This window comes from Enterococcus sp. AMC1252, from assembly GCF_058216515.1.
Genome location: NZ_CM177097.1, coordinates 3,691,463 through 3,712,752, shown reverse-complemented (window position 1 = coordinate 3,712,752; position 21,290 = coordinate 3,691,463). Strand labels below are relative to the sequence as shown.

Genomic DNA, 21,290 nt, shown 5'->3' with positions numbered 1-21,290 from the left:
GCTCTAGAAAATTTTTTTGTAATGGTAATGACTAGTAAAATCACCAAAAGGGGTAAAAAGAGATGGTTCATGGGGGCATAATTCTAGTGGTCAGCCACCTAAACTGACTAAAAAGATATTAAAATGGTTACAAGATATAGGTTGGAAACTACCTTAATATGAGGGAGTAATAACATGGAAAATATAGATAAATTTATTGCAGAGTGGCAAGATAGTTCTAATGAAGTTTATTCAGGCCACATAGACTTTTTTATAAATAAAACGACATTTGATTATAAAGACTGTTTAATGGTTATGAAGGAAATGAGAAAAAAACTAAATGCTCAAGGGTTCGACAAAATAAAAATAATGATAAAAATACAATGTGGGCAATCGAAAAAAATGCAAATCTGGGGAGAAAATTTTTGGAATTTGGTAGATGCTACCTTAACTCCACCAGAATTTTTTATAGGGGAAAAATTTCCAAAGGATTCTTGGACGAATTGTCATAAGATTAATCATTCAAATCAAATAGAAGGTATTGAAAATTATATTGTTTCTTATCCTGTTGAAGATGGATTCATTAGATGCCTTAATTTAGTAGAAAATGAGGTGTCGTATGTATAATGTTGCTAATTTTTTAGAAAAAGTAAAAAAGAAAAGTAGTAAGCGGATATCTGCAGATGATGTGTTGAATAAAGATATATTTACTTATAGAGAACTAATATCTTTAATTAATAGTTTTGTTGTGAATTTAAAGAGTGAACAATTTATAGAATGCCAAATCTCATCAGAAACAGAAATAGATACAGGAACTAAAGAAGCTTTACTAGATGCACATGTAGATACAGAATGGTCTATTCCAGATATTGAAATTAATGAAAACTTAGTGTGGTATCCTCAAAAAAACGAAACAACTATAGAACTTGACGAATTATCAGAATCACTGATTGCTATTTACTCTTCTCAATCGGATTATTGTTTAACAATAGTATCTAAAGAAGTTTTTTATGATAGGAAAGTTTTAGATGTGGTTCAGTCGTTATTAACTGATATTTCTTTTGGAGATATTAATTTGGTTGATAGTGGGAAGATCATTGGGGAGAAAAAAATTAGAGAAATTGTAGATCATTTAATCAAATTAGATTATGTTTTTGTAGTCAGAAAAAAACTGGTTAAAGATATGGAAGAAATTATTATGGAAAATACTGTTGATTGGGAAATTATAGAGAACTATAGTATTGAATTTACAAAAAAAGGTAGGGAAGATTATTCAAGTAATGTTCTAGGTCTTGAAGTGATGAGATTTGTGAGTTTAACTTAGGGTCAGTGAATTAATGAATAAAATCTGAACAAAAAATAACCATCAAAAAAGGCTATAGCCACTAGGTTAGTAAATCATAGTGACTATAGCCTTTTTTTGTGAAGATGTTACCTTCAGAATCTAGTAAAATAGCAAGGTTATATTCTAACTTTTGGTCTTGTTTTTAACTTTTCAATCTATTCAAATGCTGTATATTATTTGTGATTATTTAGATATCCCAGTAAATGAGTTTCTTAATGAAACAAAGACGAAAGATTATTACTTAAAAGAAATTAATAAAAAATTAGTATCGTTAGAAAGCGAACAGTTAGAAAATATTTTAGCTATGTTGAAATCATTTTAATAGTGTTATGCATTTGTTTTTTTTTATAAAACACAAAAACCACTCTACTGACGAATAGAGTGGTTTTCTTGTACTTCTGTTGCAACTACGAACGAGCGAGGATAGAAGAAACTTGCTTTTAGTTATTGCCTTTCTCATCTAACCAGTGAGAAAAACTGTAATCACGATACCTGAGTAAACTGAAATTCGCCAAAAAATGTTTACACCTTTTCTTTCATATCACGCGTTATTCCGCCACATTCCCACTACTCAAATAATTTCCTTTTTCATCCAAAGGTAACCAATCCAAGAAATTTTCCACATATTTATCCCAGAAGTCCCACTCATGTCCACCCTCATCTTCAATATAAGTAAGTGGAATTTCTTTATCATCCGCAAATGATTTAAAGCCTCGAACACTTTCAAGTAAGAAATCTTCTGTGCCGATTGGAAGATATATTTTAGGAATGTCTTGCTTATTTTCAATCAATTGATTGATTAAGTAGTAATAATCTTTATCACTATCTTTAATCGTATCAATCCCTCCAAAGGCATTGTTATAAAAGTCTAAACTCCAACCTGTAACGGATAATAATTCAGAACGCGATATAATTTGATCGATCATCAAACCTGGTGAAAAAGCACCGATATGGCTAAAGGTTTCATGGTATTTCAATCCGTTGATCATAGCGCCATAGCCACCCATTGAAAGCCCAGCGATGAAGGTATCTTCTTTTTTATGAGACAAAGGAAACATGTTTCTCGTAAATTCCACCAGTTCATCTGCCACGTAGGCACCGTAGTTTTCACCACGATCTGGTTTATCGACATAAAATTGATTTTCACCTGACGGCATGATAACAGCTAGATTATGCTCTTCAGCCCAGCGTTGAATACGAGTGCCAGATAAATAATCTGTATAGTTGCCAAAAGCGCCGTGTAATAAATACAATGTTTTTAGTGGTTTTTGTTGAGCCACTTCTTCTTTTCCAAATGAGATATGATCTAAAGGAATAATTGCGTTAAAGGTTACCGTACGTGATAACATTTTCGAAATAAAGTTTACTTGTACTAAAGCCATTATGCATCCTCTTTTCTAATTTTTATCGTATCTTTTTGTATAGCGGTTTGCGCATTCTTTTTCTTTTGAACACTTAACAGAATAAAAGAGCATGCACTTAATAGAATGAGACCTATTCCGCTCATTAAAAAGCTATCGGAAGCGGTTGTCATCCCGAAGGTTTTACTTAAAAAACTATTGATTGTGGGAGATAAAAAGACACCTAAGTTGATCCCGACTAACAACACACCTGTCGCTAAGTTAGCGGAATTCTTCGGTGCAATTTGCCCGACTAACATAAACATGAAAGGCGCTGCTAAACTAAAGGCTAAACCTGAGATAATAGCACCAAGGGTTACAATCGCAACTGAATTTGCGGATAAAATAATGATAAAGCCAAGACCGATACCTAATAGTCCAATTGGCAATACCAGCTGTTTTAACCACTTGAAAATTTTGCCATAGAAAACACCTACAACAATCCCGACAATTGTAACGGAGCCTAAAATACTTGCGGCAGTTTCTGGTTTGCCAATGCCAGTTTCCACCAGTAAAGTAGCTGTTTTTAACATGATGACAAAAAATAAAGCGTATACAATTAAAGCAAAAAGCATTAAGCCGATGGTCGCTCCATTGACACGTTCTTTTTCTTTTTTAGTGTTAGCGGTCGGATCATCTAGTTTTTCCGCTGCAGGTAAGGTCACAAAAAGAGCGAATAACGCTAATGGTAAAACGGTAATAGCGTAAACTAAAAAAGAATTCTGCCAACCAAATTTAGTAAAGTAGCCAACTAATAAGGTCATCACAGTGCTGCCAATTGACCCCATTGCGCCTTGAAGTCCCATTAGACTAGCCTGCTCATCCCCAGAATAAAGTTCAGTAATTAAACTTACGGCAAGGGCATTAAATAAACCAACTCCTGCTCCAAACATAAAACGTGATGCCAAGATAGCCGTGTAGTTTTCTATAAAAACAGGAATAAGGCCAGAGATCAACGCAAGGATAAGCCCTAATAAAACCGTCTTTTTCTTGCCTAGAAATTTAACAAAAATATTGCTTAACAAAACAAAAATTAAAATCCCAAAGTTAGGAATCGTGGCAATGAGTTCAATTGACGAGGTACTTTGATCTGGAAAAGACTGCTGCATCAAAGGGATAAGTGATGATACGGCGGGTCCCGCTACTAAAACTAATGAGATAGACAGTAATGATGCTTTAAATAAAAAGCTGTTTTTATTCATGATAGCTCCTCCGAAAGGTTATTGTAATCGATTACAAGGAAAGGATATCACGAATGTACTCATTAAAAAGGGCAGAATCTATCGAAAAAAAGGTCATTTTCTGCCCTTTTGTTTTTTTCGATAGTCCAATTGATACTTTTTTGGTGTTTGATGGAAAACATCTTCAAAGGTTCTTCTGAATGATTTCTCATTGGGGAAACCAACGACATCAGAAATCACATGAATTGGTTTGTCACTATGAAGTAATAGCTCTTGTCCTCGATTGATCCGAACCAACTGGACGTATTTCATGACACTTAATCCAAGACTTTTCTTAAAAAGTTTACTTAAGTAATTTGTCGATACGTGAAAATGATCAGCTAGGATCCCAACCGATAATTCTTGCTGATAATTTTTTTGAATAAACGATATGATCGGCTGCATCTGACCTAAATTTTGATGATAGACATTAGAATTGATTGGCATTTTTTCGCGGTGCATCCAATCTCTTGCCATTAAATAGATTAATTCGTAAGTTAAACGGATTAATTGCAGCTCTAAAAACTCTTGCGGTTCCCGTCTGACCAGATGATAAAACTGGCTCAGAACTTCCCTTAATTGATTGACTTCTACAATTTTTCCTAAAGGCAGATGATCAAAACGCATATACTCAAAGTCAGGAATCAGCTTACTTAAAAACTCATAAGGAATCTGGATCGTCAATGCTTCAAGGTCAGCGCAATAACTGGAAACAGCACCGTGAACCTCAGCAGAATTAATGAATAAAATGGTGCCAGGTTCTGTTTGATAGGTCACATTATTGATTGTATAGTTTTCGATTTTTCCAGAATAAGTGTAGGAGATTTCAAAAGAAGTATGCCAATGAGGTAGCACTGTTCCTGCAGAATGATCCGCGGCATGAACAATCCAATTGACGGGGATCAATTCGTGCGTGTACTCAATAAATTCATGCTCAAAAACCATGTTACTCCTCCTTAATTTTTTTCATGCCAATAACTCTTTGGAGTCATACTTTCATATTTTTTAAATACCTTAATAAAATAACTCGCATCATTAAAGTGAAGTAAGGAACTGATCGTATTTAAATCGTACTGTTTAAACTCTAATAGTCGTTTACTTTCTTCTATTTTCTGCTTCATCACATATTGATTGATAGAAAGCCCGACTTCTTTTTTAAACAACTTAGATAAATGAGGCACAGAATAATTTGTATAAGCAGCGATCATCGGAACAGATAAATTCGAGTAGATATTTTTATGAATAAACTCACACGTTTTTTTGACCGTGTTAGAGTACTTGATATAGTTGTATTTACGCACCTCTTTACAAAATAATAGGAGTATTTCTAAAACGGGCGGTTGTGCTCCATGAAAGTGATCTTTTCGTTCAATGTCTTGAATTAAGTTGTCACTCAAAGTATACGCTCGTTCATAAGGAACGCCGCCTCTAATCGCATATCTTGTGGAAACCGCTACGGCTACAATTAAGATGTTTTTTTGATTCCTCAATGCTGATTCAGTTGAAAGGGTACCTGTTCGGCTATTTTTTTGAAAAGCGTAATAGTATCTTTTTAATCCTTCTTCGTTTCCATTCATTACTTCAATAAACATAGCCTCTTCACTTTCAAAGTCGTGGTGATAAAGTTGCTGTTCAATTTGCTCACTTAGTACTTTTTCAATAATCGTTTCTCTTAGGTAGAGAATATTTTGATTGAGGGCTTGAACTTCTTTGGCTGTGAATTCTTTTTCCTTCATAAATAGATGAATGGTTTCAGAAATCTTTAATAATCGGTCGTTGTGAGAAATGAAATTGCCGACTTCATCATCAATGAATAGACAGACCAATTGATTTAACTCATCGGTATCGTAAGCGAATAGTAGTAATTTTTGCTCTTTAAAGTAATAATTATGAATAATGTTTGTTTGCATTATTATTCGTTGAATTTGCTTATCTGTCAACTGGTGATTCGTAAGGTTCTTCTGATGATGGATGCGTCCATCTGTTTTATCCACAATAATATAAGAGAAAATAGCGAGATCGGATAAATGATTCAAAAATTTTATAAGCGTTATCATTTTTTTAACTCCTTTGATACAAAAATACCACTAATCATAAAATTATACTATTATTTATTTTAAAAATGGGTAGAATACAATTGAAAGCGCTATTAAAATCTTATCAAGAGATAATAGGAGGAGATCCGTATGACTGAATTAACTACTCATTTTCTAAGTATTGATATTGGGGGCACCTACATCAAGCACGCTCTAATTAATCGCAGCGGCCAAATTATTTTTGTGAAAAAAGAAGAGACATCAAAGAATATCGAAGACTTTAAACGCTGTCTAACAGGTATTCTTGATCAATACAAAGGGCAAGTCAAAGCGGTAGCTGTTAGTTGTCCTGGTAAAATTGATTCAAAAGAAGGGGTTGTCTATTATGGAGGAGCTTTGTTTTACCTACATCAATTCCATTTGAAAGAATTTATCGAATCTTATATGGATCTGCGATGTGCCGTAATGAACGACGGTAAATCAGCTGCACTTGCGGAACTGTGGTTAGGGCAATTAAAAGACATCGAAAATGGCGGTGTGATGACACTTGGTACTGGAATTGGTGGCGGTCTTGTTTTAAATAAAGCACTTCACTCCGGTAGCCATTTCCAAGCAGGAGAATTAAGCTTCATGTTACTTTCAACCGATGCTTCAATTAGTTTAGAGACTGTGGCAGGAGCGAAAGGTTCTGCAGTAAAATTCATTCAACAAGCATCAAGTTTATTGAAGTTAGAGGACCCATTAGATGGTAAAAAAGTTTTTGAAGAATTAGAAAAGAAAAATGAATTGATTTATCCATTGTTTGAAGAATTCTGTCGTCATGTGGTCATTGTCATCATGAATGTTCAGTCAGTCGTTGATTTACAGCGAATCGCTATTGGTGGCGGTATCAGCGCACAACCAATTCTTGTGGACGAAATAAAGCGACAATATCAACAATTACTGGCCTCTGCTCCGTTATTAGAGACGATGCTGACGCCAGTAGAAATTGTTCCTTGTCATTTTAGAAATGAAGCTGGATTATTGGGGGCATTATATCATTTGCTTGAGGAATTAGAAGAAAATTAATCATTTCACTTTTGGAGGAATAATAATGGCACGAGAATACGATCTAAAATTAGTAGAAGCGATCAAGAATAAACAGTATACAGAAACACGTCGTGATGTGTCGGTCATCGTGAAACCAATTCCAGATTGTGATATCGAAGGTGCGATGGATCCGCGCGTATATAAAGGGGCTAAAAAAATGAGCCTATTGATGAAATTTATCCCCAAAAGTATGTTGAAAATGGATGCTAGCCCAAAATCAATCAAACGTTTGCGAAAAATGTTTAACAGTGTGGATTCAACACCGATGGTTGAAGAAGATATTAAAGAAATGACTTTTACGATTAAAGCGGAAGATGGTTTTGATATTCCGATGACTCGTTTTCAATCGGATAAACCGATCGCTTATTCACCTGTTTTGTATTTTATTCATGGCGGTGGTTTCTTTGCTGGCAGTACGGATGTTGTTAGAGAAGCTTTGAGATTATTTGTTAGTCAAACGAATATGATTGCGGTCAGTATCGATTATCGTTTAGCCCCTGAAAATCCTTTCCCAATCGGACATACAGATTGCTACACTGGCTTAAGATGGTTAGCCGATCATGTGGAAGACTGGGGAGCCGACAAACGTAGTATTTTTGTAGCGGGAGATAGCGCTGGCGGGAACTTAACAGCCTACTGTAGTAACCGAAATATTGAAGAAAATCGTGACGATGTATGTGGTCAAATTTTACTTTACCCAACGCTTAATATGGGTGGAATCAAGGATCAATATACTGAATTTGATATTGACCAAGATGTCGCAATTTATGCGAAACAAGCGAGCGTTATTCGTCCTGGTATTGAGATTTTTAGTAAAATGACGGCCAGTTTATCTGAGATTTTAGGGACAAAAGATATTTTAAATAAATACTTAACACCCTATATGTCAGTCAGTGAAAAAATGCCAACAACGATGATCACCTCAGGAGAGCATGATTTCTTAACCTTTGAAAGCTTAGCTTATGCTAAAAAATTGGTTGATTTAGGGGTGGATACGACCTTTACTTTATACAAAGGCATGGGGCATGCGTATATTGATCACGTAGGAAATTATCCACAGGCAGAAGATTGTATGCGAGATATTAGTGAATTTATTAAGAAAAATAGGAGATAGAGGATGAAAAAAACAAACAAAAATCTTTTTTGGTTTCGTTGCTTGTTTACTACTTATTTTTACTTTTACGGATTTACAGATTTCTGAAACGCTCTACAATCCACAGAGCACGTTTGGTTGGTTCTTTGAATCGTTTGGAGAAGTAATTATCGCGTTGATTGGTTGTTTTAGTACAGTTGGAATGATCAGAACAAGTGGCAAAAAATGGTCGGTTGGCAATAGTTTATTGGGATCTTTATTTTTGTTTGATACCTTTATGGCAAGCTTTTTAATTACACATTATTTAAAATTACCAACTTTTGCTATGGGGGGATTAGCAGCTTGTTGTGTGGTTATCTTCCCTTTAATTGGACTTAACATTCAACCTGCTGATTTTGAAGTGGTTCGGCGGATAGCCAAAGCGGGTGTTGTGATTTCTCTTGCTCCGATCATTATCGTGACGTTAGTCAAAGTGTTGTGGGGACGGCAACGTTTCCGCTCAATGATCGACCCAACAGCAGAATTTACGCCTTGGTATATGATAAACGGATTTACCACTAATGATGACTTTATGTCTTTTCCTTCGGGACATTCGGCTAATAGTGCTACCATCATTTGGATTACATGGTTACCGTTATGGCTAGAAAAATTAAAAGGGAAAGAGACGTTGCTATATCTTATTTCGGGTACATGGATCATCTGTGTGATGCTAAGTCGTGTCATTATGGGCGCTCACTTTGCTAGTGATGTGTTGATGGGGGCATCAACCGTGTTGTTTTTAAATATGTATTTAAAGAAAAAATGGTATCCTTCTATTGAACGTGGGACGCATTAAAAATTTACATGAAAGTAGGTATGATTTTGTGAGAAGTAGGCAAAAACATGCCTATTTTTTGCTACTTTCTTTATGTCCATGTAGACGGACCTTGTAATGTATATTATTATGAGAGCTATAAATATATTGTTAAGGACATACAAAAGACTTGGGGGATTTGGTGTGAAAAAAATGAAGAGAACTATTTTATTTGGTTTGTGCATGGTGTTTTTTGGGGTTTTAGTAGGATGTAATAATTCTGCTAAGTCAAGCATCGACACAGCTACATCATCATCTAGTAGTAAAGAAACGACAGAGTTGACCGTCAGTAGTAAAGAAACTAAAGGAACCACAGAATCAACTACTAAACAATCAAGCACAGTTCAGGATACGAAAGAAACAGATGGGTCACAGGAACAAGTAAGTGAAGAGCCAGTAGCTGAAGCGATGAATCTTTCCCAAATTCAACAAGGCGATTATTCAAGCTTGAATGGAGCTTGGAAAAATGGATTAGGAAATACAATTTTTGTAGAGAACGCTACAATGGGGTTTACAGATATTTCTAACCAAAAGCAAGCAGCGGAAATAACTGAGCTAACCGTAGATATTCCTGAACTAAATTCACCAGATGGGACACCTGAGTTAGTGTCATATATGAGCGATAATAATAAAGTTAAATCGTATGAACAACAATTAGGGCTTGAAGAAAACCAAGGATTTATTTCTTTAAGAAGTAATCTCCCGGGAGCAGTAATCTATGTGTCATTTTTACCCAAAGGTGTAATGGGCGATATACTAGAGGGAGACATTAGCAGGGATAAAATTGTTGCTGTGGGTACACAAAACACCGCGACATCTGTTCGAGCAGAGTATGTCTATTATAAAATTGACTAAGTTGTTAGGATACCTTGATAATCACCCATTGTAATACCTTTATGAAGTACTTACAAAAAGTGGGTGCTTTTTTTATACCATCTTTTTCGTGCTTACTACATCTCGATAGCAAAAAGAAAAAGCGCTCTATTTCTAGATGCGCTTAAAACAGTATCATTCTGACAAAGATTCATTTGGCTTTGCATTATAAAATTCCCCTAAAATCTCCCGAACTTCATCCGTCGATTTCGTTCCCATCAATTTAACACGTAAATCACTAGCGCCAGGAAATCCCTTCACGTAAATCTTAAAGAAACGATGTAAACCAACGATTGAGCGTGGAACCATTTCCGCATACTGATCTTGTAAATCAAGCTGCATTTCTAATAATCCAAGCAATTCTTGAGGCGAATGCTCCTTCGGTTCCTTTTCAAACGCATAAGGATTTTTAAAAATACCGCGGCCGATCATGATACCATCTACCCCATATTGCTCCGCTAGTTTTAAACCCGTTTGACGATCGGGAATATCACCATTGATCGTAATCAGTGTTTGCGGTGCAATGCGATCACGGATTTCCATGATTTGAGGTATAAGATCCCAATGGGCGTCGACTTTACTCATTTCATTTCGTGTTCGTAAATGAACAGACAAGTTGGCGATATCTTGTTTTAATAAGTGGGTGATCCAGCCTTCCAGCTCAGCGATTTCCGCATAGCCAATCCGTGTTTTTACACTAACGGGTAAACCACCAGCTTTGGCCGCTTCAATCAGTTCAGCCGCTACTTCTGGTCGTAAAATAAGACCGCTCCCTTTGCCGCGTCCCGCTACATTAGGGACGGGACAACCCATATTGATGTCGACACCTTTAAAGCCCATTTTGGCTAATCCAAGACTCATCTCTCTAAAGAACTCAGGTCTATCACCCCAAATATGAGCAACCATCGGCTGTTCATCTTCGGTAAACACTAAACGACCTCGTACGCTTTCTTTTCCATCTGGATGGCAATAACTATCCGAATTCGTAAATTCAGTAAAAAAGACATCTGGTGCGCCTGCTTCTTTGACGACATGGCGAAAGACGACATCGGTCACATCTTCCATAGGTGCTAAAATAAAAAAAGGCTTTGGTAGTTCTGCCCAAAAATTATTCATCATTCTATAATCTCCACTCTATTACTTTCGGTTACGTTCTAAAAAACATACTCATTATACTAATAATACTAGAAAGAATCAAAGGGAAGATTTGTACGTTAGCTAAAGTTAGAGTTAGTAGTGATATGAAGTATGGGTAAAAAGTAAAAATTGTTTGCTTATTTTTAGTAAGTGTATTATACTATCGTTATCAGTTTAGTTGTAAACCGAAAGAGGGGTCAAACAATGGAAAAGCTATCAATTTCAGAAAAAGTAAAATTAAGTTGTTGGATGTCCATTTTGCAGTTTGTTCAAAAGAGCAATCTTCAGTCCAATGAGTTTTTAAAACAATATGACTTAAATGCGTCAAAATTTGATATGCTCCATCAGATTCAGGAAAACCAACCAATCACGCAAAAGGAACTAGGGGAGAAATTACTTATCTCTAAGGGGGGTGTTTCTCAAATGATCAAGCAATTTGAAACAGAGGGCTGGATCACACGTCAACAAGAATGGAAGGAAAAATACATTTCCTTGACAGATAGTGGACAACAGCAGCTAGACAATTGCTTTATTGCCCAAAGTAAACTGCAGGCATCCGCATTTGATAATTTAACGAAGCAAGAAGTCCTTCAACTAGCAAAGATCAGCAAAAAATTGATGAACTTATGACAATAGTTAGAGAATGAAAAAGGAGTGTAGGAAAATGAACAAAAAAATGAATGAAAAATTCGGTATCGATGCTTCAAAAGGTATGGAAATCGGGTTATATTCACTAGGAGATCACGTTAAAAATCCAATGACAGGCAAATTGATCAGCGAGCAACAACGAATCAATGACATTATCGAAGCAGCGAAATTTGCTGATGAAGCAGGAATCGATGTGTTTGGTGTGGGCGAAAGCCACCAAAGTCATTTTATCGGACAAGCAAACCAAGTGATTCTATCCGCAATCGCGGCACAAACGAAAGATATTAAGATTTCTAGTTCTGTGACAGTTTTGAGTACGAATGATCCAGTCCGCGTGTATGAAGAGTATGCCACGTTAGATTTAATTTCAAATGGACGTGCTGAAATCGTAGCTGGTCGAGGATCACGTGTTGGTGTTTATGAACTTCTTGGGTTTGATTTAAAAGATTATGAAGAATTGTTTGAAGAAAAAATGCACTTGTTAAAATTATTGAATGAGGCTGCACCAAATGAACGAATGAACTGGGAAGGAGCATTTCGTGCACCGCTACAAAATGCAGAAATTTTACCTCAACCGCTTCGTGGACAATTACCTATTTGGCGAGCAGTGGGTGGACCAGCGGATAGTGCAATCAAAGCTGGTTTAGATGGGATTGCCATGATGTTGACAACATTAGCAGGACCGGCACCGATTTTCAAACGAGCAGTGGATGCGTATCGTTTATCTTTAACAGAAGCAGGGTATGATGAAAAAGAATTTCCGCTTGCAACAACAAGTTTATTTTATGTTGCAGAGACTGGCAGCCAAGCACGTAAAGAAATGTATCCATTCTTAAATGCCGGTTGGTCTGCGATTCGTGGAGGGACGTATCCCAAACAACATTTTGCTCAATCACAAGATACCAGAGATACGCTAATGGTCGGAGGCGTTAATGAAATTATCGAGAAGATGCTTTATCAATACGAGTTATACGGACACCAACGTTTTATGGCGCAAATTGATTTCGGCGGTGTGCCGCTTGATCTAGTTAAGAAAAATATTGAATTGATTGCAACAAAAGTGATGCCGGAAGTTAAAAAATATACCAAAGAATAGGATGATCCCTTATGAAAATCGTTGCGATAATCGGATCTGCTTTTGGTAGTAAATCAAGAGTGGCCGTCAATTATACGATCAATAAAATAAAAGAAGTGCGTGAAGAGGCTGTTGTGGACGTTATTGATTTTTCGGAAATACAATTTCCATTCGCTGATGGACGAGAATATCTTCAACATGAAGGAGAAGTTGGCGCAGCATTGAAAAAAATCATGGAGGCAGATGGCTTGATTATTGGCACGCCGATTTTTCAAGCATCAATGCCTGGAACGTTGAAAAATTTGTTTGATATGTTGCCAGTCAATGCTTTCCGTAATAAAGTGGCAGGAATGATCGTTACTGCTGGATCAGAAAAACACTTTTTGATTCCTGAGCAGCAAATTCGTCCTGTATTAAGTTATATGAAGGCAAATTTAGTGCCAAACTATGTGTTTATTACAGATCAAGATATTATTCGCCAAGAAATCAAAAACCCAGATATCGAATTTCGATTGGATCGATTCGTGGATGATTTTTTCTTATTGCTGGATACGTATCAAACAATGATTCAACAAAAAGAAGCGGAATATGATTTTTAAGAGGCACTGATAGAGCGTGTACACTCTTCTTTTTGGAAGAGTGTATTTTTTATATAGTATAAACGTGGCAGCGAGAACACCTATAAAATGGTATCATGAAATTAATATTTCAACTAAAAAATAAAGTTATACCGAGGGAGGCTCATGTTATGGAGAGTAGTGACCAGAATAATTTACAAAACTTAGTAAAGGGCTTTTTGACTGATCAAAATTGTTTGAAAACATATAATCATTGTATTTCAGTAGGAGATTATGCATATGAGTTAGGCAAAAATTATTTGGACGAACCATATAAAGCTCGTATAGCCGGTTACTTACATGATATTTCAGCTATTTATCCGGATGACCAAAGAATCGACGTGGCAAATAAGATGGGGATTGAATTGTACAAAGAAGAAATAGAGCTTCCCATGATTATCCATCAAAGAATCTCAAAAGAAATTGCATTAAATGAATTCAATGTGACTGATACAGCCATTCTGTCTGCCATTGAATGTCACACGACGTTAAAAGAGGAGTACTCTGATTTAGATTTAGTTGTATTTATTGCCGACAAAATAAAATGGGATCAAAAAGGTGAACCACCCTATCTTACTCAACTTATGACGGCTTTAGATAATTCGTTAGAAGAGGCTGCCTATTGTTATATCGATTATCTATTAAATCATGCCATTCAGGTAATTCATCCATGGTTACGGGAAGCTTATTTGGAATTGCATAGTCATGTGAGGAAGGACCAAAGAGTACCGTTGCTAGAATAAAAGTAGTTATTCTAGCAAACGAATAATACGTTGTTTTAAATAGAGATCAAAGCGGATGAGAAAAATATGTATTAATCAAGAATTAACATAAAAAAGCCTTCAATTTACCTGAAGGTTTTTTATCAGTGTTAAAATCGAATAGCCTAGGTTCATTGCTGAAATAAGTTGTATAAAGAGGTTATTATTTTTTTTAGAAAAAATTAAAAAAAAAAAGGATTTTTAAATAAAGAAACGATGTATCATGATAAATAAGTTTTTCAATAAAGTATTCTTAGAGTGAAAAAAAAGAAATTCATTTAAAAATCTAATGTATATATTTAGTATAGTGTATTTGAAAAATGGAAATAATAAAGAGGTGACTAGAAAATGAGATTATTTTTAGATGATATTTATGATAGAAAAATGAAAATACTTAGCATGATTAACAATAGTAAACAAGAAGTAAGCATAAAAGATATTGTAAATGAAACAGGTTTAGTACCAAGAACGGTTTCAATGATAGTTAAGCAATTTGAACAAGAGTTGGATGAAGATGTATTTAAGGTTAACTACACGAACAACACAATTAAAAATGTTTACGCTACGAATATAGATATAAATACGATAGGACGTAAGTACCTACTGCAATCAATAATGTACAAAATCATTGAACAAATATTTCTTTATGAAAAAATTGATGTTAGTAAATTTTGTGAGACAGAGTATATAAGTCAGGCAACTTTTTCAAGACGTAGAAAAAAATTAAAAGAAATTCTTCAAGAGTGTGGATTAAATCTATCCAGAGAAAATAAAATTATTGGAGAGGAATTACGAATAAGAAACTTTTACTTTCAATTTTTTTCTAAAGCGTCAAATACGTGGTTATTTAGGCCGCAAGAGTTTCACGAATTAAATGATTACTTTTCCCAAAGAATTGTTGAATGGGAAAACAAAAGTACGATTCAACAGTATCATATTAGTTTAATTACGTATATTAGTATTGTACGATCCAAACAACGAAATTTTGTGAATAATAAAAAATTAATAGAACTATCAAAAAAACGAATAAACTCTCCTAATTTAAAAAGTCTATTTGATTATTTCTCAAAAAATAAAAATAAAACAAATGAACAAATTTGGTCTGAAGCAAGTGCGACATTGTTTATTCTTTATAAGGAAAAAATTTTTAACGATCCTTTAGAAGTAGAGCAATATGAAATGTTTTTTTCAAAAGAGCATTTTTCTTTCGTAGAACACAGTAATATTTTTGTCAGAAAAATTATAAATGCTTTTTTTGAGGGATCGACTGATAGATATTTATATTTAAGAGTTAGGCAAGAGATTGATTTATATCATCTGATTGTAAAAACCTGCTTTATTGACTCAAAAAAGTTTGATTATGTTTATGATGAAAGAGTATATACAAATATGGATCAATTTGAAAAAACAATACGAGAAAAAACAATAAGTATTTTTCAGCAGTTAAAAACGACACAATATAGTGAGTTTTTCAACCAGATTCCTAAATATATCACAGAAACAGCGTTGATTGATTACATATATTTTTCCATTTACGCATTGTTTGTTGAATTAAAAAATTCAGAGTCTCAGTTTATTAAAGTTTTTGTTCAAGATGCGGATATTACTATGAGCAATTTGTTAAAACAAAAAATCAATTGCTTTTTTGGAAGTAAAGTAAAGTGTGTAGATCGATTAGATTTAAATCCAGATCTTATAATTACGGATACAAATATAGTAGTGGCAGACAAGCAAATAGAACAAGTTTATATTAATAGGGTATCAGAATTTGATTTTTTGGTAGAAAATATAGAACGAAAGATACTAGAAAAACATAGTAAGGAAAAGAGGGAATTTTAAAATACATAAGAAACGATTATTCATTTTAAAAAGGGATAGAGTTCTTTATTGATCCATAAGTCAGTTTTAAATGTTGGATAAGGTGGGATGGGACATTTATTTGATCAATTAAAATTAAATAGAGTAGCTTAGCTAAGTGTGCAATGAATGCCGGAATAGTGGATATAGAAGCAAAGAGTTCACTATTCCTGTTTTTATAGATCAATTTCATTAATTAAGCTTAAAGAGTTCTTTTTCGTAGATGATTCATCAGGTGTGAATCGTTTATGTAAGAGGGCTTTTTTATATTATCTGCAAATTTGGTATAGGAAGTTCTCGTAGAAAAGGGCTGGAATAACTAAGGTTTTTAAATGGACGTTTGTGGATAAGTTTTTTTAAAATTTTAGAATTACCTCGTAGAGAGATAGATTGTAACAAACAAAATAATTTCAGAAACAACATTTGCTAATGTTTTTTTTGAAAAAAAAAAACAAAAAAATGTTTTATACTATGTTTATATCAATTTAATATAAAAATTTCTTAATAAGAGTATCCATTATGGTACTTAAGAAACTCTACTAAGTTGTAAAAAAAGACGAAAGAAGGATAAGGAATGCCATACATAGGTATTTTACAATTTTGTGAAAATCATAGTAATAAGTCGTACATAGAAAGATTGGCTAAGGAAAATAAATTATTTATGCTGTCAGAAGAGGATATAAGAAGTGGCGATAAATGTGATAAATTGCAGGCTATAGTTATCTTTGAAAATGAATTAAGTAATGTAGCTGGAATTTGTACAGCGATTTTATCTATAAAGGAACAAGCAGCTTGTCATATTTGGATTATTTCAACTATTCAGCAGGGAACAAGCAAAACGGTTTATCTTCAACTTGGAGTAGACTCGGTATTTAATGAACAATATCAAGAAACAAATGAAGTGGGGCTAAGTATTAAGAATACATTACTTAAGCAACAACAAAATTTGTCTTTAACGAAGGGGCAGAACAAAGAAGTAGATGGACAAACGTTACATCGATTAAAAGAAGGAAACTTAAGTATAGAAGTTGGTAGAGGAGATGAAGTTGGTTTAACTAGGCTAGAATTTAAATTGATTCATATGTTAGCAGAGAAGCCTAAGACGACGTTCTCATATGAGGAGATCCAACAAAAGATTTATGGTAATGAAGAAGGTAATCAAAAATATCGTATTGCAAATCTTATTTTCCATTTAAGAAAAAAAATAGATAGGTATGCAGATGAAATAGGATACATTAAAACAGTTCGATCTAAAGGGTATATGTTAGTGGAAAGAAAGTAAATGATAGATGATTAAAAAGGGAAAACAAGCAAACAAAGGCAAAGTTGGAATCGTATTTGACAAGTAAAGGTGGTGAACGTGGGTTTAAATTCGATGTTCCTGCGGGTGCTGTTCGTGAACTAGGAAAATACAAAGCAACGATTGTTTGGATTGTCGGAGCGACACCATAACGAATGCGGAGAGAGAAAAGTGTATTATTTGTGGTTTCTTTTTTTTGTTAATCAGTGGTGTATAAGTGCTGATTAATAGGAAGTTGAAATAAATGTATTTAAGTCTAGCAAGAAAGGAGGATGAAAATGAGAAAAAAAATGATTTTAGTAGCGTTTAGTTTAGTTATCATTTGTGTTGGATACTTTTACGTTGAAAATAAGGTAATAAAAGCAGAAGAAGGAACGCTTCCTTATGCTGCTGGAAAGGAAACACGAGTAAGTCTCCCATTGCTTGGGTATCCTGACATTAACTTAGTGGATAGTAAAAATCCTGGTGCAGCTTCCCCTATTCCAGGAGAGTATGCCTTGATGTTTCGTATTACACCTAGACTGACGTATACGGTCAATGGAGCATCATCTGAAAGTTCAACTTCTGCGGCGTTTAAGAAAAATGATATTACGGGAAATAATTATGTACAGTTGAATAAAGTAGCCATTTATAAAGGGCAATTCATAGATTTACGTCTTACGATTGAATCATACACGTCAACTGAGGCAAACCCGACGACCAATATTTTTTACCCCACTTCAAAAAGTAGTAACGCTCAAAAACTTAACTTTTTAAGAGTTGAAACGCGTGGCAAAGTGGGTCAATTGAAACTTAGATATGACTTCTTTGAAAGCGGAACGACAACAAAAATTCCAGTGAAAGGTATGTGGAATGTAAAACGGCTAAATAAGCACAAAGGGTTAACGATTAATTCCGACAGTTCTTTTTTGAAAGGATTATATACGTATAGCAATAGTGAACTTACTTATGAGGAGGTTGGACCAGGTTTAACTAGATTTGTTGGAGTCAGTGCTGGAGAGCATATAACTCAGGAATTTACTTACTTGTTTAATTCAGAAGGTTCTATGACACAAACGATTGACCTTCCTACATCCTTAGCAATCGGCTATTTGTTGTATGACACATCCGCTGTGGCAAGAATTATTCTCCCAGCACCTCAAATTGTCGGAGACACTAATGAGGATACAAACCTGATTAGTTATTCAGTGGTTCAAGATATGCCAATACAATCGGAACCATCTTTTTATCCTAAAAAGTATATTATGTATATGAATGCGGATAAAATTTTTGATTTGTCTCAAGCGCAAGTCAAAGTAACAGATATGGATGGTACAGATGTCACCTCAAAATTTTTAATTACAAAGGATATTCCTAACAATAAATTTGTTGTAATAGTTCCACCAAGCACGCTGAGTGATGCTGGGTTCGTTGATAATTCTTATGAATTTAATGTTACGTCTAAACTTGTTGAAGGTGTAGATAAAGAAAAATATTATCAAAGCGATGGGTATCTTCATATTCCAATGAATGTCTACAACAATACTGATGATGGTGATAGTGAAATCAATGAGGGGATTGCTAAGACTAAATTAGGTGGTGTTCCTAGTGCAACGCCTGTCTCTCGTGAAGTCATGATTGGAACAAGCACAGATGATTTAGATCCTGCAACATTGGTAAAAGACTTAAAAGGTGTCTTTGCATCTGAATCTGTAAGTGTTATTGGCTTTTCAAATAAAGTAATCTTCTCAAAAGAAGGTATCGCATCAGCTGGGGTAACGATAAGAGGAGATAAGACAGGATTAGAGACAACAATATCTGTACCAATTACGGTCAAACAGTTTAGTAATCCTGAAATTACGACAAAAATCGTTTCAGAAGTGAAACAACCTGATGGCTCATGGAAAGTAAGTGAGCAAGCGAAAGTATTAGACACTGTTCGTTTTACTATAACTTCAGAGCTAACTAATGAGACTACGTTATGGCAACAAGCAAAATTATCTACTCAGTTGGATGCAGCATATAGGAATGTAACGCCTGTTTCGGCTAGTTTAGTAGACTCAACAGGCTCTTCTAAAGAATTGGGATTGCCAGTTATAACACAAACAGTTCCCGTTGGAGTCATTCAAACTGCGGAAAACAATCTGTTAGTAAATGCTAAAGGGAATACGTTAAAAGTTGTCTACACAGCTCAAATCGATGCTTCTGCTGGTTCTAAAGTACTAAAGACAATAGCTACTCCGAAAGGCTTGAATCCTGACAATTCAGCTATTGCTGTGTCAAATGTAGAGAATTCACTTACGATACAACCAAGTGAGGCAACAATAACTATTTCTTATTTAGAAGACAATGGAATTGGTTCAGCGAAAGAAGTATCACCAAGTAAATCTCTAAGTAAATTAATAGGAACGGAAGAAAATATTTCAGCTGAAATCATTCCTAAATATACATTGAGTAAAATAAGTATTAATGGAGTTAAACAAGAGCCATTAGTCAATCCAGTAAAAGTTAAATATGGTGAAGTAAAAGAATTGAGTTTTTACTATCAAAGAACACCTATTTTATCAACTGGTTTTTCTATTTCTCCGAACATTATAAAAGAAGGCGAGAGTGCAACTTTTACGTCGACTTTTAAAAATACTGCTCCAGCGCCATCTGTATTCAAAAAAGTTATATATATAACGACTAATCCTTTTCCAGAAAATATTAGTGTCGATTTAGCTACTGTTAAACTGACTAAAAATGGTCAAGAAATTAAGCTTGAGCCAAACAGTGTTGTTATAGGGTCAGCAGGAAGACTGAATGTAAACATAGCGGAGCTGGAACCGGAAGCTGAGTATGTATTGACTTATAAAGTAAAATCGAAACTATCAACTCCTCCCACTCAAGCAGAGACGACCTTTGAACAAGGGTACAAATTGACAGGAAAGACCTCAAATAATGTAGCTATTGAAACAACTGTTGAGGATGTACCACTAAAAATTGAACCTAAAATAGCTACAGTTAATGTAGCGTTTGTTGATGATGCAGGTAATACAATTCATGAACCTATTTCTATTAGTGGCAATGTCGGTGATACGATCGATTTGACTATCGATGATAAAGTAAAAGAGGCATTAGACATAATATCGAGCAAAAATTATCAAATCAAATCACGACCAACACCTGAGAATGCTATTTTAGTGAAAGAAACGGAATATACCGTTCAGTATGTGTTTAGTGGCACACTCTTTATCTATTCTGCACCAGAAACAATTGATTTTGGAATAAGAGATGCAGGGATTTTCGGTGTTCGGGTGGAGAAACCTAGTTACGATAAAGATCTAATTATTGGGGACAATCGGACTACATTAACAGAATGGTCATTAAAGGCAAAGTTGGAATCGTATTTGACAAGTAAAGATGGTGAAGGAGATAAAATTTTACCTGATGCTATTCGTTATCGAACAGGAGCAGGTAAAGAAACTGAAATCACGTTGAACGCTAACGATCAGCCAATTGTTGAAGCGGCTCACACATCAAGTGGTCAGTATAATATCAGTGACAAATGGACTACTGGTGAACGTGGGTTTAAATTAGATGTTCCTGCTGGGGCTGTTCGTGAGTTAGGAAAATACAAAGCTACGATTATTTGGACTGTCGGAGAGACACCAGAATAGAGGGAGGAAAGAAAAATGAAACAAAAATATTTATTTTCAGCTCTCTTTGTTTTTCTCTTGTTTACTACATCATTGTTGTCTCATTCAATGATTGGAAAGGCCGAAGAAAATGGTGGGGCAGTCCAGACAAATGGTGGGATTACTTTTTATGAAGAAACCACATCCAGTAGTCCGAAACAATCGAGCGATGATCCAATTCCTAGTTCGACGCCTAAACCTGTGAAACCAGTGGGCAGATATCCATCAACCGGCGAATTGGTGAAAACAAGTCTTGGGATTAGTGGAATTGTGCTAGTCGGAGTTTGCTTGATACTGTTTTACCTGAAACGTAAAAAAAGGCCGGGAGACACTGAAGGGAAGGGGTCTTAG

The 21,290-nt window shown here is 34.9% G+C and carries 19 protein-coding genes; 14 read left to right on the top strand and 5 right to left on the bottom strand.

Going from position 1 to position 21,290, the window contains the following annotated elements; translation table 11 throughout:
* Positions 1 to 174: 174 nt before the first annotated feature.
* Positions 175 to 606 (top strand): hypothetical protein, encoded by a 432-nt coding sequence (locus tag AC4BB5_RS17475; protein ID WP_490457328.1) that lies wholly within the window; start codon positions 175 to 177, stop codon positions 604 to 606.
* Complete coding sequence (locus AC4BB5_RS17470; RefSeq protein ID WP_490457327.1) at positions 599 to 1,303, top strand: hypothetical protein; 705 nt, start codon at positions 599 to 601, stop codon at positions 1,301 to 1,303. Before AC4BB5_RS17475 ends, AC4BB5_RS17470 begins: the two co-directional genes overlap by 8 nt.
* A gap of 569 nt (positions 1,304 to 1,872) precedes the next feature.
* Here AC4BB5_RS17470 and AC4BB5_RS17465 read toward each other — a convergent pair.
* The 4 genes from AC4BB5_RS17465 to AC4BB5_RS17450 all read right to left on the bottom strand — a co-directional run bounded on the left by AC4BB5_RS17465 (position 1,873) and on the right by AC4BB5_RS17450 (position 6,001).
* The gene (locus AC4BB5_RS17465; RefSeq protein WP_490457326.1) at positions 1,873 to 2,706 is read right to left on the bottom strand and encodes an alpha/beta hydrolase; all 834 of its coding nucleotides are present in this window, start codon (positions 2,704 to 2,706) and stop codon (positions 1,873 to 1,875) included.
* Positions 2,706 to 3,926 carry an MFS transporter gene (locus AC4BB5_RS17460; RefSeq protein WP_490457325.1) on the bottom strand — a complete coding sequence of 407 codons (1,221 nt, stop codon included), beginning with the start codon at positions 3,924 to 3,926 and terminating at the stop codon, positions 2,706 to 2,708. Before AC4BB5_RS17460 ends, AC4BB5_RS17465 begins: the two co-directional genes overlap by 1 nt.
* 93 nt (positions 3,927 to 4,019) lie before the next feature.
* A complete protein-coding gene (locus AC4BB5_RS17455) occupies positions 4,020 to 4,889 on the bottom strand; it encodes a helix-turn-helix domain-containing protein (protein ID WP_490457324.1) in 870 nt (289 codons plus the stop codon).
* Positions 4,890 to 4,900: 11 nt separating this feature from the next.
* Positions 4,901 to 6,001: an AraC family transcriptional regulator gene (locus AC4BB5_RS17450; RefSeq protein ID WP_490457323.1), complete on the bottom strand. Its 1,101-nt coding sequence runs from the start codon at positions 5,999 to 6,001 to the stop codon at positions 4,901 to 4,903.
* Between the two features lie 129 nt (positions 6,002 to 6,130).
* Here AC4BB5_RS17450 and AC4BB5_RS17445 point away from each other — a divergent pair, with 129 nt between their 5' ends.
* From AC4BB5_RS17445 to AC4BB5_RS17430, 4 genes are all read left to right on the top strand, one after another.
* The gene (locus AC4BB5_RS17445) at positions 6,131 to 7,048 is read left to right on the top strand and encodes an ROK family protein (RefSeq protein WP_490457322.1); all 918 of its coding nucleotides are present in this window, start codon (positions 6,131 to 6,133) and stop codon (positions 7,046 to 7,048) included.
* A 25-nt stretch (positions 7,049 to 7,073) separates the two neighbouring features.
* Positions 7,074 to 8,183, top strand: coding sequence for an alpha/beta hydrolase (locus AC4BB5_RS17440; protein WP_490457321.1), 1,110 nt, complete (start codon positions 7,074 to 7,076; stop codon positions 8,181 to 8,183).
* 154 nt (positions 8,184 to 8,337) lie between these two features.
* The gene (locus AC4BB5_RS17435; protein WP_490457320.1) at positions 8,338 to 8,997 is read left to right on the top strand and encodes a phosphatase PAP2 family protein; all 660 of its coding nucleotides are present in this window, start codon (positions 8,338 to 8,340) and stop codon (positions 8,995 to 8,997) included.
* Between the two features lie 171 nt (positions 8,998 to 9,168).
* Positions 9,169 to 9,870: a DUF6287 domain-containing protein gene (locus AC4BB5_RS17430; RefSeq protein WP_490459094.1), complete on the top strand. Its 702-nt coding sequence runs from the start codon at positions 9,169 to 9,171 to the stop codon at positions 9,868 to 9,870.
* Between the two features lie 153 nt (positions 9,871 to 10,023).
* On the opposite strand, the gene AC4BB5_RS17425 is transcribed toward AC4BB5_RS17430, so the two are convergent.
* The gene (locus tag AC4BB5_RS17425; RefSeq protein WP_490457319.1) at positions 10,024 to 11,007 is read right to left on the bottom strand and encodes a tRNA dihydrouridine synthase; all 984 of its coding nucleotides are present in this window, start codon (positions 11,005 to 11,007) and stop codon (positions 10,024 to 10,026) included.
* A gap of 222 nt (positions 11,008 to 11,229) precedes the next feature.
* Between AC4BB5_RS17425 and AC4BB5_RS17420 the strand changes: the two genes are divergently transcribed.
* The 8 genes from AC4BB5_RS17420 to AC4BB5_RS17385 all read left to right on the top strand — a co-directional run bounded on the left by AC4BB5_RS17420 (position 11,230) and on the right by AC4BB5_RS17385 (position 21,290).
* Positions 11,230 to 11,655, top strand: coding sequence for a MarR family winged helix-turn-helix transcriptional regulator (locus tag AC4BB5_RS17420; RefSeq protein WP_490457318.1), 426 nt, complete (start codon positions 11,230 to 11,232; stop codon positions 11,653 to 11,655).
* A 34-nt stretch (positions 11,656 to 11,689) separates the two neighbouring features.
* Positions 11,690 to 12,769 (top strand): LLM class flavin-dependent oxidoreductase, encoded by a 1,080-nt coding sequence (locus AC4BB5_RS17415; RefSeq protein WP_490457317.1) that lies wholly within the window; start codon positions 11,690 to 11,692, stop codon positions 12,767 to 12,769.
* Between the two features lie 11 nt (positions 12,770 to 12,780).
* A complete protein-coding gene (locus AC4BB5_RS17410) occupies positions 12,781 to 13,347 on the top strand; it encodes an NADPH-dependent FMN reductase (protein ID WP_490457316.1) in 567 nt (188 codons plus the stop codon).
* A gap of 149 nt (positions 13,348 to 13,496) precedes the next feature.
* Positions 13,497 to 14,108 carry a bis(5'-nucleosyl)-tetraphosphatase (symmetrical) YqeK gene (gene yqeK / locus AC4BB5_RS17405; RefSeq protein ID WP_490457315.1) on the top strand — a complete coding sequence of 204 codons (612 nt, stop codon included), beginning with the start codon at positions 13,497 to 13,499 and terminating at the stop codon, positions 14,106 to 14,108.
* Positions 14,109 to 14,474: 366 nt separating this feature from the next.
* Positions 14,475 to 15,965, top strand: coding sequence for a helix-turn-helix domain-containing protein (locus tag AC4BB5_RS17400; protein ID WP_490457314.1), 1,491 nt, complete (start codon positions 14,475 to 14,477; stop codon positions 15,963 to 15,965).
* Positions 15,966 to 16,557: 592 nt separating this feature from the next.
* Entirely contained in the window at positions 16,558 to 17,265 is a 708-nt protein-coding gene (locus AC4BB5_RS17395) for a helix-turn-helix domain-containing protein (protein WP_490457313.1), read from the top strand.
* A 296-nt stretch (positions 17,266 to 17,561) separates the two neighbouring features.
* A complete protein-coding gene (locus tag AC4BB5_RS17390; protein WP_490457312.1) occupies positions 17,562 to 20,921 on the top strand; it encodes a MucBP domain-containing protein in 3,360 nt (1,119 codons plus the stop codon).
* A gap of 15 nt (positions 20,922 to 20,936) precedes the next feature.
* Positions 20,937 to 21,290 carry an EF2685/EF0750 family sortase-dependent surface protein gene (locus AC4BB5_RS17385; RefSeq protein ID WP_490457311.1) on the top strand — a complete coding sequence of 118 codons (354 nt, stop codon included), beginning with the start codon at positions 20,937 to 20,939 and terminating at the stop codon, positions 21,288 to 21,290.

What these genes read in the sequence shown, in the direction of transcription:
- AC4BB5_RS17475 (WP_490457328.1), top strand. Translation starts at nt 175, where the DNA reads ATGGAAAATATAGATAAATTTATTGCAGAGTGGCAAGATAGTTCTAAT.
- AC4BB5_RS17470 (WP_490457327.1), top strand. Translation starts at nt 599, where the DNA reads ATGTATAATGTTGCTAATTTTTTAGAAAAAGTAAAAAAGAAAAGTAGT.
- AC4BB5_RS17465 (WP_490457326.1), bottom strand. Translation starts at nt 2,706, where the DNA reads ATGGCTTTAGTACAAGTAAACTTTATTTCGAAAATGTTATCACGTACG.
- AC4BB5_RS17460 (WP_490457325.1), bottom strand. Translation starts at nt 3,926, where the DNA reads ATGAATAAAAACAGCTTTTTATTTAAAGCATCATTACTGTCTATCTCA.
- AC4BB5_RS17455 (WP_490457324.1), bottom strand. Translation starts at nt 4,889, where the DNA reads ATGGTTTTTGAGCATGAATTTATTGAGTACACGCACGAATTGATCCCC.
- AC4BB5_RS17450 (WP_490457323.1), bottom strand. Translation starts at nt 6,001, where the DNA reads ATGATAACGCTTATAAAATTTTTGAATCATTTATCCGATCTCGCTATT.
- AC4BB5_RS17445 (WP_490457322.1), top strand. Translation starts at nt 6,131, where the DNA reads ATGACTGAATTAACTACTCATTTTCTAAGTATTGATATTGGGGGCACC.
- AC4BB5_RS17440 (WP_490457321.1), top strand. Translation starts at nt 7,074, where the DNA reads ATGGCACGAGAATACGATCTAAAATTAGTAGAAGCGATCAAGAATAAA.
- AC4BB5_RS17430 (WP_490459094.1), top strand. Translation starts at nt 9,169, where the DNA reads ATGAAGAGAACTATTTTATTTGGTTTGTGCATGGTGTTTTTTGGGGTT.
- AC4BB5_RS17425 (WP_490457319.1), bottom strand. Translation starts at nt 11,007, where the DNA reads ATGATGAATAATTTTTGGGCAGAACTACCAAAGCCTTTTTTTATTTTA.
- AC4BB5_RS17420 (WP_490457318.1), top strand. Translation starts at nt 11,230, where the DNA reads ATGGAAAAGCTATCAATTTCAGAAAAAGTAAAATTAAGTTGTTGGATG.
- AC4BB5_RS17415 (WP_490457317.1), top strand. Translation starts at nt 11,690, where the DNA reads ATGAACAAAAAAATGAATGAAAAATTCGGTATCGATGCTTCAAAAGGT.
- AC4BB5_RS17410 (WP_490457316.1), top strand. Translation starts at nt 12,781, where the DNA reads ATGAAAATCGTTGCGATAATCGGATCTGCTTTTGGTAGTAAATCAAGA.
- yqeK (WP_490457315.1), top strand. Translation starts at nt 13,497, where the DNA reads ATGGAGAGTAGTGACCAGAATAATTTACAAAACTTAGTAAAGGGCTTT.
- AC4BB5_RS17400 (WP_490457314.1), top strand. Translation starts at nt 14,475, where the DNA reads ATGAGATTATTTTTAGATGATATTTATGATAGAAAAATGAAAATACTT.
- AC4BB5_RS17395 (WP_490457313.1), top strand. Translation starts at nt 16,558, where the DNA reads ATGCCATACATAGGTATTTTACAATTTTGTGAAAATCATAGTAATAAG.
- AC4BB5_RS17390 (WP_490457312.1), top strand. Translation starts at nt 17,562, where the DNA reads ATGAGAAAAAAAATGATTTTAGTAGCGTTTAGTTTAGTTATCATTTGT.
- AC4BB5_RS17385 (WP_490457311.1), top strand. Translation starts at nt 20,937, where the DNA reads ATGAAACAAAAATATTTATTTTCAGCTCTCTTTGTTTTTCTCTTGTTT.